The organism is Pseudomonas sp. WP18, from assembly GCF_036689585.1.
Classification (GTDB): domain Bacteria; phylum Pseudomonadota; class Gammaproteobacteria; order Pseudomonadales; family Pseudomonadaceae; genus Aquipseudomonas; species Aquipseudomonas chlororaphis_E.
In genome coordinates, this window is sequence record NZ_CP144758.1 from 1,899,051 (window position 1) to 1,916,835 (window position 17,785).

At 67.0% G+C, this 17,785-nt stretch carries 5 protein-coding genes; 2 read left to right on the forward strand and 3 right to left on the reverse strand.

Translation table 11 applies throughout. From position 1 onward, the window contains the following. The first annotated feature begins 46 nt into the window (after positions 1–46). Positions 47–13,033, forward strand: a complete 12,987-nt coding sequence (locus tag V5F23_RS08420) for a non-ribosomal peptide synthetase (protein WP_338497999.1) — start codon at positions 47–49, stop codon at positions 13,031–13,033. 193 nt (positions 13,034–13,226) lie between these two features. Next, positions 13,227–14,033 (forward strand): alpha/beta fold hydrolase, encoded by an 807-nt coding sequence (locus V5F23_RS08425; protein ID WP_053146669.1) that lies wholly within the window; start codon positions 13,227–13,229, stop codon positions 14,031–14,033. 301 nt (positions 14,034–14,334) lie between these two features. Here the strand turns inward: V5F23_RS08425 and dsbG are convergent, their stop codons facing one another. The 3 genes from dsbG to dsbD are packed head-to-tail and all read right to left on the reverse strand — an operon-like array spanning position 14,335 to position 17,677. Continuing rightward, positions 14,335–15,102 (reverse strand): thiol:disulfide interchange protein DsbG, encoded by a 768-nt coding sequence (dsbG, locus tag V5F23_RS08430; RefSeq protein ID WP_338498001.1) that lies wholly within the window; start codon positions 15,100–15,102, stop codon positions 14,335–14,337. Then, positions 15,078–15,947: a TlpA disulfide reductase family protein gene (locus tag V5F23_RS08435; RefSeq protein WP_338498004.1), complete on the reverse strand. Its 870-nt coding sequence runs from the start codon at positions 15,945–15,947 to the stop codon at positions 15,078–15,080. The genes dsbG and V5F23_RS08435 overlap by 25 nt, the downstream gene beginning before the upstream one ends. Next, positions 15,947–17,677 carry a protein-disulfide reductase DsbD gene (gene dsbD / locus V5F23_RS08440; protein WP_338498006.1) on the reverse strand — a complete coding sequence of 577 codons (1,731 nt, stop codon included), beginning with the start codon at positions 17,675–17,677 and terminating at the stop codon, positions 15,947–15,949. The genes V5F23_RS08435 and dsbD overlap by 1 nt, the downstream gene beginning before the upstream one ends. Between the last annotated feature and the right edge of the window lie 108 nt (positions 17,678–17,785).

A 17,785-nucleotide genomic window follows, 5' to 3' on the forward strand; every position in this document is an offset into this window, starting at 1 on the left:
GAACACCCGATACCACTTGCAAGCCGAATTTCAGGCAGGAAACCTCATGACCGACGCGTTCGAACTCCCCAGCACCCTGGCCCATGCCCTCCAGCGCCGCGCCGCGTTGACGCCGGACCGGGTGGCCCTGCGCTTCCTTGCCGATACCCCGGAGCAGGGTGTGGTGTTGAGTTACCGCGACCTGGATGTGCGTGCCCGAACCATCGCCGCCGCGCTGCAGGCCGAAGCGGCGTTCGGCGAACGTGCGGTGCTGTTGTTCCCCAGCGGCCCGGATTACGTCGCGGCGTTCTTTGGTTGCCTGTACGCCGGCGTGATCGCGGTGCCGGCCTATCCACCGGAGTCCGCGCGCCGTCATCACCAGGAGCGCCTGCTGTCGATCATCGCCGACGCCGAGCCGCGCCTGTTGCTCACCAGCAGCGATTTGCGCGAGCCCTTGCAAGCCCTCGAATCGGCGCCGCCGGTGCTGTGCGTCGATACGTTGCAGCCCGGGCTCGCCGAGCAATGGCTGCCACCCACGTTGCAGGACGATGACATCGCCTTTCTGCAATACACCTCCGGCTCCACCGCCTTGCCCAAAGGCGTGCAGGTCAGCCACGGTAACCTGGTGGCCAACGAACTGTTGATCCGCCAGGGTTTCGGCATCGACCTGAACCCCGATGACGTCATTGTCAGCTGGCTGCCGCTGTACCACGACATGGGCCTGATTGGTGGGCTGTTGCAGCCGGTTTTCAGCGGTGTGCCGTGCGTACTGATGTCGCCTGGCTACTTCCTGGCCCGGCCCTTGCGCTGGCTCGAAGCGATCAGCGAGTACGGTGGCACCATCAGCGGTGGCCCGGACTTCGCCTATCGGCTGTGCAGCGAGCGGGTCAGTGAGGCGGCCCTGGAGCATCTCGACCTGAGCGGTTGGCGCGTGGCCTATTCGGGGTCCGAGCCGATTCGCCTCGATACACTGCAACGCTTCGCTGAAAAGTTCGCCCCGTGCGGCTTCACCGAGGCCAGTTTCATGGCCTCCTATGGTTTGGCGGAAGCCACCCTGTTCGTGGCCGGCACGCCGCGTCGCCAAGGCATTCCTTCGCTACGGGTGGACGACGCGGCACTGGCGCTCAACCGTGTCGAGCCGGGGCAGGGCAGTGCGGTGATGAGTTGCGGTGTCAGCCAGCCGGGCCATGCCGTGCTGATCGTCGAACCCACCACGTTACAGGTGCGCGAAGACAACCAGGTCGGCGAAGTCTGGGCCGCCGGGCCCAGCATCGCCCACGGCTACTGGCGCAATCGCGAAGCCAGCGCCCAGACGTTCGTCCAGCACGCCGGTCGCACCTGGCTGCGCACCGGCGACCTGGGCTTCCTGCGCGGCGGCGAGCTGTTCATCACCGGCCGCCTGAAGGACTTGCTCATCGTGCGCGGGCACAACCTGTATCCCCAGGACATCGAGCAAGCCGTCGAGCGCGAGGTCGAGGCGGTGCGCAAGGGCCGGGTGGCAGCGTTCGCGGTCGATGACCACGGTGAGGAAGGCATTGGCATTGCCGTGGAAATCAGCCGCAGCGTGCAGAAACTCCTGGCGCCCGACACCTTGATCAAGGCCATTCGCCAAGCCGTGGCCGAGGCCTGCCAGCAAGCCCCGAGCGTGGTGGCGCTGCTCAACCCCGGCGCCTTGCCCAAGACGTCCAGCGGCAAGTTGCAGCGCTCGGCCTGCCGTGCCCGGTTGGCGGACGGCAGCCTCGACAGCTATGCGCGGTTTCCGTCGCAGGCCACGGAGGCGGTCGCCGAGGCCGGGCCGTCAACGTCCCTGCAAACGCTGATCGGCCAGCTCTGGTGCGAGCAGTTGCAGGTCGAACAGGTCCAGGCTGACGATCATTTCTTCCTGCTGGGCGGCAACTCCATCGCCGCGACCCAGGTGATTGCACGGTTGGGTGAAGCCCTGGGAATGGCGCTGAACCTGCGGTTGCTGTTCGAGGCCCCGACCCTGGCCGCCTTCACCGCCGCGGTGGCCAGCCTGCCCTCGGCCAATGGTCGGGCCCAGGACCCCATCGGCACCTTGGCGCGCCACCACGCGCTGCCGCAGTCCCTGGCGCAGAACCGTTTGTGGATCACCTGGCAGCTTGATCCCGCGAGCAGCGCCTACAACATTCCCGGCGCCTTGCACCTGCGCGGTGAGCTGGATGAAGACGCCGTGCGTGGCAGCTTCCAGCACCTGATCGAGCGCCACGAATCCTTGCGCACGCGGTTCCTGGAACGTGACGGCGTCGCCCTGCAACAGATTGATCCGGCGGTGGAGTTCAACGTGCCGGTATTCGACCTGCGCGACCTGCCGAGGGACGCGCGCGACGCCCGCGCACGCCAGATCCGGGAGGAAGAAGCCAGCACCCCGTTCGACTTGGAAAAGGGCCCGTTGCTGCGGGTCCGCCTGGTGCGTCTGGACGACGAGGACCACCACCTGCTGGTGACGCTGCACCACATCATCGCCGACGGCTGGTCGATGAACATCCTGGTCGATGAGTTCTCGCGGCTGTACGCGGCGGCCTGCCAGGGGCAGGTTGCCGCGTTGGCGCCGCTGCCGTTGCAGTACGCCGACTACGGCAACTGGCAGCGCCAGTGGCTCGCCGAGGGCGAGGCCGAACGCCAATTGACCTACTGGCGGCAGCAACTGGGCGATGAGCACCCGACTCTTGCGCTGAGCACGGATCATCCCCGCCGCGCCCACTCTCGGCGCCGTGCCGCGCGGCATGGCTTGCGCCTGGAAAAGGCCCTGAGCGACGCAGTACGGCAAACGGCCCTGGCCCACGACGCGACGCCATTCATGTTGTTGCTGGCGGTTTTCCAGGTCCTGCTGCAGCGTTACACCGGCCAGGCCGACATCCGCATCGGCGTGCCCAATGCCAACCGGCCACGCCTGGAAACCCAGGGTCTGATCGGCTTCTTCATCAACACCCAGGTGCTGCGCGGACAGGTGGATTCGCGGCAGCCGTTCGCCGCGTTGCTGGGCCAGGCGCGGGAGGCCACCCTGGGCGCCCAGGCCCACCAGGACCTGCCGTTCGAGCAATTGCTGGAAGCGTTTCCCCAGGCTCGGGAGCAGGGTCTGTTCCAGGTGATGTTCAACCATCAGCAACGCGACCTGGGCGCCTTGCGTCGCCTGCCGGGGCTGCTGGCCGATGAGTTGCCGTGGCACAGTCGCGAAGCCAAGTTCGACCTGCAATTGCACAGCGAAGAGGATCGCCACGGCCGGCTGACCCTGTCGTTCGACTACGCCGACGAACTGTTCGAGGCCTCGACCATCGCTCGCCTGGCCGAGCATTACGGCAACCTGTTGCGCGCGGTCTGTGCCGATGCGCAACAAGCCATCGGCGAACTGCCGTTGCTCGGCGCCGATGAATACGCCCAGCAACGGCAGTGGAGCGCGGCGCCGTGCGCGCCGGCCAGCCAGTGGTTGCCGGAGCTGTTGAACGAACAGGCCCGGCGCACGCCGCAGCACACAGCGTTGCTGTGGGACGGCGGTCGCCTGGACTACGCCGAGTTGCACGCCCAGGCCAATCGACTGGCGCACTACCTGCGCGACAAAGGCGTTGGCCCGGATGTCTGCGTGGCGATTGCCGCCGAGCGTTCGCCGCAGTTGCTCGTCGGCGTGCTGGCGATCATCAAGGCCGGCGGTGCCTATGTGCCGCTGGATGCCGATTACCCGGCCGAGCGCCTGGCCTACATGCTTGAGGACAGTGGTGTCGAACTGCTGCTGACCCAGAGCGCCTTGCTCGATCGTTTGCCCGCCTGCGCGGGCGTCAGCGTCATCGCCCTGGACACCCTGCACCTGGAACAATGGCCGAGCAACTCACCGGGCCTGCACCTGCATGGCGATCACCTGGCCTACGTGATCTACACCTCCGGTTCCACCGGCCAGCCCAAGGGCGTGGGCAACACCCACGCGGCCCTGGCGGAGCGCCTGCAATGGATGCAGGCCACCTATGGGCTGGATGAAACCGACGTGCTGATGCAAAAAGCGCCGATCAGCTTCGACGTGTCGGTGTGGGAATGCTTCTGGCCGCTGCTCACCGGCAGCCAATTGGTGCTTGCCGACCCAGGGGAACACCGCGACCCGCACCGCATCGCCCAACTGGTGCAACAGTTTGGCGTGACCACGCTGCACTTCGTGCCGCCGCTGCTCAGCCTGTTCATCGACGAACCGCTGAGCGCCCGTTGCACCAGCCTGCGTCGCGTCTTTTGCGGTGGCGAAGCCTTGTCGGCCGAGCTGCGCAACCGGGTGCTGGCGCACCTGCCGGCTGCGCAATTGCACAATCGCTACGGCCCGACTGAAACAGCCATCAACGTCACCCACTGGCACTGCACCGAGGCCGATGGCGAGCACTCGCCGATCGGTCGGCCACTGGGCAACGTGCTGTGCCGCATCCTCGATGACGAACTCAATCCCGTGCCGGCCGGTGTGCCGGGCGAATTGTGCATCGGTGGCCTGGGATTGGCCCGTGGCTACCTTGCCCGTCCCGGCCTGAGCGCCGAGCGCTTTGTCGCCGACCCGCTGGGCGAGGCGGGCACGCGGCTGTACCGCACCGGCGACCGGGCGCGCTGGAACGCCGAGGGCGTGATCGAGTACCTGGGTCGCCTCGACCAACAGGTCAAGCTACGAGGCTTTCGCGTCGAGCCCCAGGAAGTCGAAGCGCGGCTGTTGGCCCAGGCCGGTGTCGCCCAGGCTGCGGTGTTGGTGCGGGACACCTCGGCGGGCCCGCAACTGATCGGCTACTACACCGCCCCCGATGTCTCCGAAGACCAGGATGCCATCCACGCCCGGCTCAAGGCCGCCCTGGCCGCCGAGTTGCCGGACTACATGGTGCCGGCCCAACTGCTGCGCCTGGACGCCATGCCCCTGGGCCCGAGCGGCAAGCTCGACCGGCGCGCCTTGCCCGAGCCGCACTGGCAGGTGCGCGAACACGTCGAGCCGACCAGCGCCCTCGAACAACAGATCGCCGGAATCTGGCGCGACGTCCTGGGGCTTGCACGGATTGGCCTGCGGGATGATTTCTTTGCCTTGGGCGGCCATTCGCTGCTGGCGACCCAGATCATCTCCCGCACCCGCCAGGCCTGCGACGTCGAGCTGCCGTTGCGGGCCTTGTTCGAGGCCAGCGAGTTGGGCGCCTTCGCCGAACAGGTGCGCTTGATCCAGGCCAGCGGCCAGACCAACCGCCAGCCCCCCATCGAGCAGGTCGACCGCGGCCAACCGGTGCCGCTGTCCTATTCCCAGCAACGCATGTGGTTCCTCTGGCAGATGGAACCGGACAGCCCGGCCTACAACGTCGGCGGCATGGCGCGCCTGCGCGGGGTGCTCGACGTCGGGCGCTTCGAGGCGGCGTTGCAGGCGTTGATCCTGCGCCACGAAACCTTGCGCACCACCTTCCCGAGCATCGACGGGGTTGCCCGGCAACAGGTGCACGCCGAGACAGGCCTGCGCATGGACTGGAAGGACTTCTCGACCCTGGCCGCCGACGTCCGTGAACAACGCGTGCAACAACTGGCGGACAGCGAGGCCCACCGGCCTTTCGACCTGGAAACCGGGCCATTGCTGCGCGCCTGCCTGGTCAAGACCGGCGAGCGTGAACATTACCTGGTGCTGACCCTGCACCACATCGTCACCGAAGGCTGGGCGATGGACATTTTCGCCCGCGAATTGAGCGCGTTGTACGAAGCGTTTGTCGATGACCGCGAGTCGCCCCTGGAGCCCTTGCCGGTGCAGTACCTGGACTACAGCGTCTGGCAGCGCCAGTGGCTGGAGTCCGGCGAGCGGCAACGCCAACTGGACTACTGGACCGCGCAACTGGGCGACGAACACCCGCTGCTGGAGTTGCCCGGCGATCGTCCGCGCCCACCAGTGCAAAGCCATCGCGGCGAGCTGTTTCGTTTCGACCTCAGCGATGACCTGGCGGCGCGGGTGCGTGCCTTCAATGCCGAACACGGCCTGACCCTGTTCATGACCATGACCGCCGCCCTCGCGGTGCTGCTCTACCGCTACAGCGGCCAGACCGACTTGCGCATCGGCGCGCCGGTGGCCAACCGCATTCGCCCGGAAAGCGAAGGGCTGATCGGCGCATTCCTCAACACCCAGGTGCTGCGCTGCCAACTCGACGGGCAGATGAGCGTGAGCGAGTTGTTCGAGCAGGTGCGGCACACGGTGATCGAAGGCCAGTCTCACCAGGACTTGCCGTTCGATCACTTGGTCGAAGCCCTGCAACCGCCGCGCAGTGCCGCCTACAACCCGCTGTTCCAGGTGATGTGCAACGTGCAGCGCTGGGAGTTCCAGCAGCGCCGCACGTTGGCCGGGATGAGCGTCGAATACCTGGCCAACGACGCCCGGGCCACCAAGTTCGACCTCAACCTGGAGGTCACCGACCTCGATCATCGCCTGGGTTGCTGCCTGACCTACAGCACCGACCTGTTCGACGAGCCGCGCATCGCCCGCATGGCCGGGCACTGGCGCAATCTGCTGGAGGCGCTGCTGGCCGACCCGGCCCGGTGCCTGGGTGAACTGCCGCTGCTGGCCGCCGAGGAACAGCAACAGTTGCTCGACAGCCTCGGGGTCGAACCCGGTGAGCATCGTCTGGACCAGTGCCTCCACGGGTTGTTCGACAAACAGGTCCAGGCCCGGCCCGAAGCGCCGGCCCTGACCTTCGCCGAGCAGACCCTGAGCTACGGCGAGCTGGACCGCCGCGCCAATCGCCTGGCCTGGGTGCTGCGCGAGCGCGGCGTCGGGCCGCAGGTGCGGGTGGGCCTGGCGCTGGAGCGTTCGCTGGAGATGGTCATCGGCCTGTTGGCGATCCTCAAGGCGGGCGGTGCCTACGTGCCGCTGGATCCGGAGTATCCGCTGGACCGCTTGCACTACATGATCGAGGACAGCGGCGTCGGCTTGCTGCTCAGTGACCGGGCCCTGTTCCAGGCCCTCGGTCCGTTGCCCGACGGCGTGGCGTGCTGGTGCCTGGAAGACGACAGCCCGGCGCTGGCGCAATACCCGGACCAGGCGCTGCCGTCGAACACCTTGCCGCAGCACCCGGCCTACCTGATCTACACCTCCGGTTCCACCGGCCAGCCCAAGGGCGTGGTGGTGTCCCACGGGGAAATCGCCATGCACTGCCAGGCCGTGATCCAACGCTTCGGCATGCGCCCGGACGATTGCGAGCTGCATTTCTATTCAATCAACTTCGACGCCGCCACCGAGCGCCTGCTGGTGCCGCTGCTCAGCGGTGCCCAGGTGGTCTTGCGGGCCCAGGGGCAGTGGGACGCCGAGGGCATCTGCGGGTTGATTCGCGCGCATCGGGTCAACGTCCTCGGCTTCACCCCCAGCTATGGCAGCCAGTTGGCGCAATGGCTGGCGAGCCACGGGCAAACCCTGCCGGTGCGCATGTGCATCACCGGTGGCGAAGCGCTGACGGGGGAGCACCTGCAACGGATCCGGGCGGCATTCAGCCCGAGCCTGTTCTTCAACGCCTACGGCCCGACCGAAACCGTGGTGATGCCGTTGGCGAGCCTGGCGCCGGAGCGATTGGAGGAGGGCGTTGCGAGCGTGCCGATCGGCAGCGTGGTCGGCGCGCGGGTGGCCTACATCCTCGACGCGCACCTGGCACTGGTGCCTCAGGGCGTCACGGGCGAGTTGTATGTGGGCGGTGCGGGATTGGCCCAGGGGTATCACCAGCGTCCGGGCTTGACCGCCGAGCGCTTCGTCGCCGACCCGTTCGCCACTGCTGGCGGGCGCCTGTACCGCACCGGCGACCTGGTGCGCCAGTGCGCCGATGGCCAGGTGGAATACCTCGGGCGGATCGACCACCAGGTGAAGGTCCGTGGGTTCCGCATCGAACTGGGGGAAATCGAAACCCGCCTGCTGGAACACCCGGCGATTCGCGAAGCGGTGGTGCTGGCCCTTGACCTGCCGGGGGGCAAGCAACTGGCGGCCTATCTGGTGAGCGATATCGCCGAACAGGACGCCGGGCAACAGGCGGCATTGCGCGAAGCCTTGCGCAGCCAGCTCAAGGCACAACTGCCAGACTACATGGTGCCCACGCACTTGACCCTGCTGGCGAACATGCCACTGACCGCCAACGGCAAGCTCGACCGCCGCGCCTTGCCGGCGCCGGACCCGGAGCTCAACCGCCAGCACTATGTGGCGCCGGCCAGTGCCCTGGAGCAGACCCTGGCGACGGTCTGGGGCGAGGTGCTGAACGTCGCGCAGGTCGGCCTCAACGACAACTTCTTCGAACTGGGCGGCGATTCGATCCTGTCCATCCAGGTCGTCAGTCGCGCCCGGCAGCAGGGCATTCATTTCACGCCCCGGGACTTGTTCCAGCACCAGACCGTGCAGACCCTGGCGACCGTGGCCAGTCATGTCGAGCAGGTGCGCGCCGAGCAGGGCCTGGTGAGCGGTGAGTCGGCGCTGACGCCGATCCAGCATTGGTTCTTCGAAACGCCGATGCCGAACCGTCATCACTGGAACCAGGCGCTGTTGCTGGAACCGACCAGCGCCCTCGACCCGCAGTGCCTGGAGCAGGCGCTGCGCAGCGTAGTGGAACAGCACGATGCCTTGCGCCTGGGCTTCGACGCCAGCACCGGACACTGGCGCGCCGCACACCAGCCGCTGGCCGAGGCGCGGTGGCTGGAGTCGGTCCAGGTCACGTCCCTGGAAGCCTGCGAGAGCTTGTTCGCCGAAACGCAGCGCAGTCTGGAGCTGCCCACCGGGCCGTTGCTACGCGCGCTGTTGGCGCAGTTGCCCGAAGGCCGGCAACGGCTGTTGATCGTCATCCATCACCTGGTGGTGGACGGTGTGTCGTGGCGGGTGCTGATGGACGATCTGCAAACCGCCTACCGTCAGGTGGCCGCCGGCCAGGCGCCGCAACTGCCGGCCAAGACCAGCCCGTTTCGTGACTGGGCGGCGCGCCTGCAGGCCTACGCCGGCAGCGAATCCCTGCGCGAAGAATTGGACGGCTGGCGAGAACGCTTGAGTGGCCCGGCGCAGGCGCTGCCTTGCGCGCACCCTGACGGCGGTCGCCTGGAGCGTCACGCGCAAACCGTCAGCGTGCACCTGGACCGCGAGCTGACCCGGCAACTGCTGCAACAGGCGCCGAGTGCCTACCGCACCCAGGTCAATGATCTGTTGCTCACGGCGTTGAGCCGGGTGCTGTGCCGCTGGAGCGGCCATGAGTCGGTGCTGGTCCAGCTCGAAGGGCACGGCCGCGAAGCGCTGTTCGATGACCTCGACCTGACCCGCACCGTGGGCTGGTTCACCAACGTCTACCCGCTGCGCCTGCGCCCCGAGGTCAACGACCTGGGGGCCTCGATCAAGGCCATCAAGGAACAGCTGCGCGCTGTGCCCCACAAAGGTCTCGGCCATGGCGTGCTGCGCTACCTGGCCGACGAGGCCTCGCGCGAGGCCATGGCCGTCTTGCCGCGAGCGTCGATCACCTTCAACTACCTGGGCCAGCTCGACCAGACCCTGGGCCACGACGCACTGTTCCGAGCGCTGGACGCCCCCCTGGGGGCGATCCACGACGCCGACGCGCCGCTGCCCAATGAGTTAAGCATCGACAGCCAGGTCAGCGGTGGCGAGTTGGTGGTGCGCTGGACCTACAGCCGCGAACGCCACGACGAACAAGCGATCAGCCAGCTGGCCGAGGCTTACCTCGATGAGCTGCGGCAACTGATCGCCCATTGCCTCTCGGATGAGGCGGGCGGCCTGACGCCCTCGGATTTCCCCCTGGCGAAACTGACCCAGGGCCAGCTCGACAGCCTGCCGGTTCCCGCCGCGCAGATCGAGGATGTCTACCCGCTGACGCCGATGCAGGAAGGCATGTTGCTGCACACCTTGCTGGAACCGGGCACCGGCCTGTACTACATGCAGGACCGTTACCGCATCAACAGCGAACTCGACCCGCAGCGTTTTGCCCAGGCCTGGCAAGCGGTCATCGCCCGGCACGAAGCCCTGCGCGCCTCGTTCTGCTGGAACGTGGGCGAAGACATGCTGCAAATCATCCACAAGCCCGGTCGCACGCCGGTGGATTACCTCGATTGGAGCGAGGTGTCGCCAGACCAGCAGGAAGCCAGGCTGCAAACCTTGCTCAAGGACGAGCGCGAGGCCGGTTTCGATCTGTTGAACCAGGCGCCGTTCCACTTGCGCCTGATCCGGGTCGGCGCGGCGCGCTACTGGTTCATGATGAGCAACCACCACATCCTCATCGATGCCTGGTGCCGTTCGCTGCTGATGGACGATTTCTTCGAGCTCTACACGGCCCTCGGTGAGGGCCGCGAACCCCGGCTGGCCGTGCCGCCGCGCTACCGCGACTACATCGGTTGGTTGCAACACCAGAGCCTGGCCGAGGCCCGGCAGTGGTGGCAGCGCAACCTGCAAGGCTTCGAGCGGACCACGCCGATCCCCGCCGACCGGCCGTTCCTGCGCGAACACGCCGGTGACAGCGGCGGCATGATCGTCGGCGACTGCTACACTCGCCTCGATGCCCGGGACGGTGCGCGCCTGCGGGAACTGGCCCAGGCCCATCAACTGACGGTCAACACCTTTGCCCAGGGCGCGTGGGCCCTGGTGCTACGGCGTGTGAGCGGCGACCGCGACGTGCTGTTCGGCGTCACCGTGGCCGGGCGTCCGGTGGAACTGCCGCAGATGCAGCGCACCGTGGGCCTGTTCATCAACAGCGTCGCCTTGCGGGTGCAGATGCCCGAGGACCATCAGCCGTGCAGTGTGCGCCAGTGGCTCGGCGGCCTGCTGGACAGCAACATGCAGTTGCGTGAGTACGAATACCTGCCGTTGGTGAGCATCCAGGAGGCCAGCGAGCTGCCCAAGGGCCAGCCGCTGTTCGACAGCCTGTTCGTGTTCGAGAACGCGCCGGTGGAGGTCTCGGTACTGGACCGCGCCCAGAGCCTCAACGCCACCTCGGACTCGGGCCGCACCCACACCAACTTCCCGCTGACGGCGGTCTGCTATCCGGGGGATGACCTGGGGCTGCACCTTTCCTACGACCAGCGCTACTTCAACGAACCCACCGTCCAGGGCTTGCTGGCGGAGTTCAAGCGCCTGTTGCTGGCCTTGATGGACGGGTTCCACGGGGACATGGCCGAGCTGCCGTTGATTGGCGCCCAGGAACGGGACTTGCTGGTGCATGGCTGCAACCGGAGCGAGCGGGCCTACCCGCTGGAACACAGCTACGTCGAACTGTTCGAAGCCCAGGTGGCGACCCATCCGCAGCGCATCGCCGTCAGTTGCCTGGACGTGACGCACACCTATGCGCAACTGAACGCCCGCAGCAATCGCCTCGGCCATGCGCTGGTGGCCGCCGGCGTCGGTTTCGACCAGCCGGTGGCGTTGCTGGCCGAGCGGGACGCGGACCTGTTGGGCATGATCATCGGCAGCTTCAAGGCCGGTGCCGGCTACCTGCCCCTGGACCCGGGCCTGCCGAACCAGCGCCTGGAGCGGATCATCGAGCTGAGCCGCACGCCGTTGCTGGTGTGCAGCCAGGCCTGCCGCGCCCAGGCGTTGGCCCTGCTGGACGCGTTCGCCTGTTCCGGGCAGCCGAAGCTATTGGTGTGGGAAGAGGTGCAGGCCAGCGCTGCGTCGGTGCAAAACCCTGGCATCTACAGCGGGCCGCAACACCTGGCCTACGTCATCTACACCTCCGGCTCCACCGGATTGCCCAAGGGCGTGATGGTGGAACAACGGGGCATGCTCAACAACCAGCTCAGCAAGGTGCCGTACCTGGCGTTGAGCGAAGCCGACGTGATCGCCCAGACGGCGTCCCAGAGCTTCGACATTTCGGTGTGGCAGTTCCTCGCCGGGCCGCTGTTCGGCGCCCGGGTGGACATCGTGCCCAATGCCATCGCCCATGACCCGCAAGGCTTGCTGCAACACGTGCAGCACCAGGGCATCACGGTGCTGGAAAGCGTGCCGTCGCTGATCCAGGGCATGCTCGCCCAGGACCGCATCGGCCTGGATGGCTTGCGCTGGATGCTGCCTACCGGTGAGGCGATGCCACCGGAACTGGCCCACCAATGGCTGCTGCGCTACCCGGCCATCGGGTTGGTGAACGCCTACGGTCCGGCGGAATGCTCCGATGACGTGGCGTTCTTCCGCGTGGACCTGGCCTCGACCCGTGGCACCTACCTGCCGATCGGCACGCCCACCGACAACAATCGCTTGTACCTGCTCGACGGCGCGCTGGACCTGGTGCCGTTGGGCGCCGTCGGCGAGTTGTGCGTGGCCGGCACCGGGGTGGGGCGCGGGTATGTCAGCGATCCTTTGCGCACCGCGCCGGTGTTCGTGCCGAATCCGTTCGGGGCGCCGGGAGAGCGGCTGTACCGCACCGGCGACCTGGCCCGGCGGCGCCCTGACGGGGTGTTGGAGTACGTCGGGCGCATCGACCATCAGGTGAAGGTGCGCGGCTATCGCATCGAACTGGGGGAAATCGAGGCGCGTCTGCACGAACAACCCGAGCTGCGCGACGCGGCGGTGGGTGTGCAGGAAGGCGTCCATGGCAAGCATTTGGTGGGTTACCTGGTGGCCGCCGATTCGGCGCTGAGCCCCAGCGAGCGCCTGGAGCGCATCCAGCAGCGACTGCGGGCCGAACTGCCGGAGTACATGGTGCCGCTGCACTGGCTGTGGCTCGAGCGCCTGCCGCTCAACGCCAACGGCAAGCTCGACCGCAAGGCCTTGCCGGCCCTGGAGATCGGCCAGTTGCAAAGCCAGGACTACCAGGCGCCCGGCAATGAACTGGAGCAGACCCTGGCGGACATCTGGGCCGAGGTGCTGAAGGTCGATAGGGTGGGGGTACGCGACAACTTCTTCGAGTTGGGCGGGCATTCGCTGCTGGCGACGCAAATCGCTTCACGGGTGCAAAAGGCCCTGCAACGCGAGGTGCCGCTGCGGGCGATGTTCGAATGCAGCACGGTGCAAGCGCTGGCCCGTTACATCGAGGGACTGGCGGCCAGTGAAATCACCGGGGAGAAGGTGGATCGGCTGAACGACTTGATGGCCGAGCTGGAGGGGCTGTAGGGCGGCGGTGGCGGTGAGGGCCTCTTCGCGAGCAAGCCCGCTCCCACACCAGGCTTGTGAACACTGAGCCCCTGTGGGAGCGGGCTTGCTCGCGAAGGCGGTCGTGCGTGATGCGCCGCAACCCGAGGTTGACGCCTCGCCTTGCACGGCCCAGTCTCTCCAGGCCTTTTTCATTCACACAAGGAGGTCACCGATGCCTTTTGCGACCGTTGACGGACAACCGCTTCATTACCTGGATCAGGGCCATGGCCCGGTGGTGCTGCTGGGCAGCAGCTATTTGTGGGACCACACCATGTGGGCGCCGCAGATCGAGGCGTTGTCCCGGCATTACCGGGTCATCGCCCTGGACCTGTGGGGCCACGGCCAATCCGGGCAATTGCCCGAAGGCATGACCTCGCTGGACGACCTGGCTCGCCAGGCATTGGCCTTGATGGATCACTTGCAGGTCGACGGCTTCGACCTGGTGGGGCTGTCGGTGGGCGGGATGTGGGGCGCGCGGCTGGCGCTTGCGGCGCCGACGCGGGTCAAGTCCCTGGTGCTGATGGACACCTACGTGGGCGTCGAGCCGGAGCCGACCCGCCAGTACTACTTCTCGCTGTTCGACAAGATCGAAGCCAGCGGCAGCATTCCCGAACCGCTGCTGGACATCGTCGTGCCAATTTTCTTCCGTCCAGGCATCGATCCGCAGTCCTCCTTGTACCAGCAGTTTCGTGCGACCCTGGCGGCGCTGCCGACCGAGCGCCTGCGCGACAGCATCGTGCCGCTGGGCCGGATCATTTTTGGCCGGGACGACATCCTCCCGCGCCTGACTGAACTGGACGCCGGGCGCACGTTGGTGATGTGCGGCGACCAGGACAAGCCGCGCCCGCCGTCCGAAGCGCTGGAGATGGCCGAGCGGATCGGCTGCCCTCACGTGCTGATCCCGGAAGCGGGGCACATCTCCAACCTGGAAAACCCGGAGTTCGTGACGCAGGTATTGCTGGAGTTCCTGCGCCGCTGACCTTGGCCTTCGCGAGCAAGCCCGCTCCCACAATTAATGGGGGATGTTCAAACAATCTGCGCCTGGCAAATATCCCTGTGGGAGCGGGCTCGCCCGCGAAGGGGCCCGTCCGGCCAGTATCACCGGCACAGACAGACCGCTATCGCGAGCAAGCTCGCTCCCACCATTAATGGGGGATGTTCACATAATCTGCGCCTGACAAAGATCCCTGTGGGAGCGGGCTTGCCCGCGAAGGGGCCCGCCCGGCCAGCATCACCGGCACAGACAGACCGCTATCGCGAGCAAGCCCGCCCAGCCGACATCACTTCGGCCCGAGGATCTTCACCAGTTTGTCCGGCGAAGGCGCGCCTTGCTGTTGTTGCAGTTCGCCTTTGTCGTCGAGGTAGAAAATCGCTGGGGTCGCGGTCAGTTCCAGTTCGTCCATCAACTGCTGGTTGGCGTCCATTTTCGCCTGGATGGCCGGCGGGATGTCCTTGAGGGGCTTGAGGGCGCTGCCCTTGCCGGCCTTCTCGTGGGTCTCCAGGGCTTTCTCCGGGGCCTTGGCCGCCAGCAGTGCCGCGGCTTTGCCTGGGCTGTCCTCGCGGATGATCCCCACCATGATGTGGCGCAGTTGCACCTTGCCGGCCTTGACCCAGGGCCGCGCCTGCTCCCAGAACATGTTGCAGTACGGGCAGTTCGGGTCGCTGAACAGGTACACCGTGCGCGGCGCGTCCGGGTTACCGTCGGCGATCCAATGGCTGGCGGCCATCTTCGCCCACATGGCCTTGGCCATCGGCGCATACACCAGTTTTTGCAGCGGTTCCACGCTCAGGTCCTTGCCGTCGGCATCGTACAGGTTGCCCAGCAGCACATGCTGGCCGTCCGGCGTCAGGTACAGCGCCATGCCTCGGTTCTGGTATTGCGCCGCGTAACCGCGCAAACCGTCCGGGGCGTCGAAGGTGCCGATGATCTTCGCGCCCTTGGCTTCGATCTTCTTGATCGCCGCGGGCAGCTCTTCGGCCTGCAGCAGTGGCGCTTGCAGCAACGCGGCCGAAAAGCCCAGGATCAGCAGGTGGCGGAGGCGGGGCATGGCGATTTCCTTGTGACAGGGTGGGGCGGCACGGGCGAACCCGGCGCTTCAAAGTTTTCCAGGGCGCGGGCCAGGCTCGCTTCCGACAGCTCGCCCAGGTGGCTGCCCAGCAGGCGACCGTCGGCGCTGTAGAACAGCGTCGTCGGCAGGGCCATGGAGCCCACGGCCTGGCCGAGGCGACCGCTGCCGTCGAACAGCACGTTGTCCAGGCTCAAGCCCTGGGTGGCGAGGTAGGTGCTCACGCTCTGCATGCTTTCGGCCTGGTTGACGAACAGGAACGTCAGGTCCGGACGCCGCTGTTGGGCTTCTTCCAGTACCGGCATTTCACGCCGGCAGGGCGGGCACCAGGTGGCCCAGAGGTTGATCACCAGAGGGCCGCCCTGATAGTCGCCGAGCTTGACGGTCTGCCCGTCGGCGCTGCGCAGGTCGATGTCCGGCAGCCGCGTGCCCCGTTCGTAGATCGTCAGCGACAGGGACGCCACCAGCCAGAACAGCAAGCCACTGCCGACGCCGAAACCCAACGGCCGGCGCAGGGCCGGGCGCCGCCGCGCCCACAGCAATGCGCCGATCAACACCGCGACGACCCCCGGCCAGGCCAGGAAACCGCCGTCGCGCAGGTCGACGATTTGCCAGGCATCGTCCTGGTAATGGTTCCAGTAGGCGACGACAAAACCGACCCGCGCGGCCAGCAGGCCGAGCAAAAACAGCACGAACAGCACCGACTCGGGGTTCTCGCCACCGCGCTTGGCGACCCGCCAGCCCACGAAGGTCGCCAGCGCCAAGGCGCTGATCAGCAGCAGGTGGTTAAGGGCGATGGCAAAAGTGCCGAGGGTGAGCGTGAGCATCAGCGGGCATCCCGGGTGACGTTCCAGCGTTCCAGGAAGGCCTTGGCATCGACTTCCCCGGTGATCCGCTGGCTGCGGCGTTCTTCACCGTCGGCGCCGATCCACAACAGGCTCGGCGGCCCGGGCACCTGGTAGCGGCCCAGCAACGCGCGGCTGGCGGCGTTGTCAGTGGTGACGTCCAGGCGCAGCAGGCGCACGCCGTTCAAGGCGTCCTGCACGTCGGCGCGGCCGAACACCTGTTTTTCCATGATCTTGCAGGACACGCACCAGTCGGCGTAGTAGTCCAGCAGCACCCATTGGCCCTGGGCCTTGGCCTCGTCCAATTGCTGTTGCAGGGCGGCCGGCTCACTGAGCGTGACGAAGGCGTCATGGGCCTTGGCGACCGAGCCGCCCGGCGCGGTGGCGGTGTAGACCTTGAGCGGCTGGAAGAAGTCATCGCTGCCGCCCGCCGCACCGACCACCAGGACGCTGCCCCACAGGCCGAACAGCAACGAGGCGCTGCCGCAGGCATAGGCGGCGCGGCCAAAACCTTCGGTCTGGCGCCAGGCACTGTACGCGGCGATCAACAACAGCGCGCCCCACAGCCCGATCCACAGCGAGCCATCGATCACCGGGCGAATCATCAACAGGGCCGTGCCCAGGAACAGGAAGCCGAACAAGCCCTTGAGCAGGTTCATCCAGGCGCCGGGCTTGGGCAGGAAGCGATTGCCCACGGTCACCAGCAGCAACAGCGGCAGGCCAATGCCCAGGCCCATGGCAAACAGGATCAGCCCACCGTGCAGCGCATTGCCGCCCTGGGCGATGTACAACAGCGCGCCGGCCAGCGGGGCGGTCATGCACGGCCCCACCAACAGACCGGACAGTGCGCCGAGGATGCCGGCGCCCACCAGGCTGCCACCGCGGCGCTGGCGCCCGGCGTTTTCCAGGCGGTCGCGCAGGGCGGCCGGCAACTGCAACTCGAAGAAACCGAACATCGGCAGCGCCAGCAGCACGAAGATCGCCGCGAACGTGCCCAGCAGCCACGGCTGCTGCAGCAACGCCTGGAGGTTGGCGCCCAGCAACGCGGCCAATACGCCCATGGCGGCGTACACCAGGGCCATGCTGATCACGTAGCTGCCGGCCAGCGCCAGGCCGCGCCGCGGGCCGGCGCCGCTGCCCACCACCAGGCCCGCCAGAATAGGTAGCATGGGCAGGGAGCACGGGGTGAACGCCAGCAACAGTCCCAGGCCGAAGAACACCAGCAGGCTCCAGCCCAATGCCCGTTGTTGCAGGCCGCTGGCCAGGGCCTGGTCCGGCGCCTGGTTGCCGGCGGCCACAGGTGCGGCGCCGCCCAGATCGACGATTTGCGTCTGGGGTGGGTAACACAGGCCCGCGTCGGCGCAGCCCTGGAAGCCGACCTTGATCTTGCCGGTGGCGCCGGCCGGGATCTTCAGTTCCAAGGCCTGGCGATAGACCTGCTGGTCGCCGAAGAACTCGTCGCTGTGGGCTTCACCCTCCGGCAGCCTGGGTTTCTGCGCCTCGGCCAGGCCGTCGAACTTGAGCCGTTGCTGGTACAGGTAGTAGCCATCGGCGATCTGCCAGAACAGCTGCGTTTCGCCGGAGTCCAGGCGTTCGGAGGTGAACACGAAGGCCTTTTCCACCGGCAGGAAATCGGGTTTGGTCTCGAAGGGATTGGCGGCCTGGGCCAGGCCCGAAATCAGCAACAGCCACAACAAAAACAATCGACGCATGGATAAAGCCTTAGAACGAAGCAAGTGGAATGCACAATGGCGGCCGGCGATTAACCGTCGATTAACCCGGCGGCAACCGGGCCTCGGCCGCAATGATCGCCCAAATCG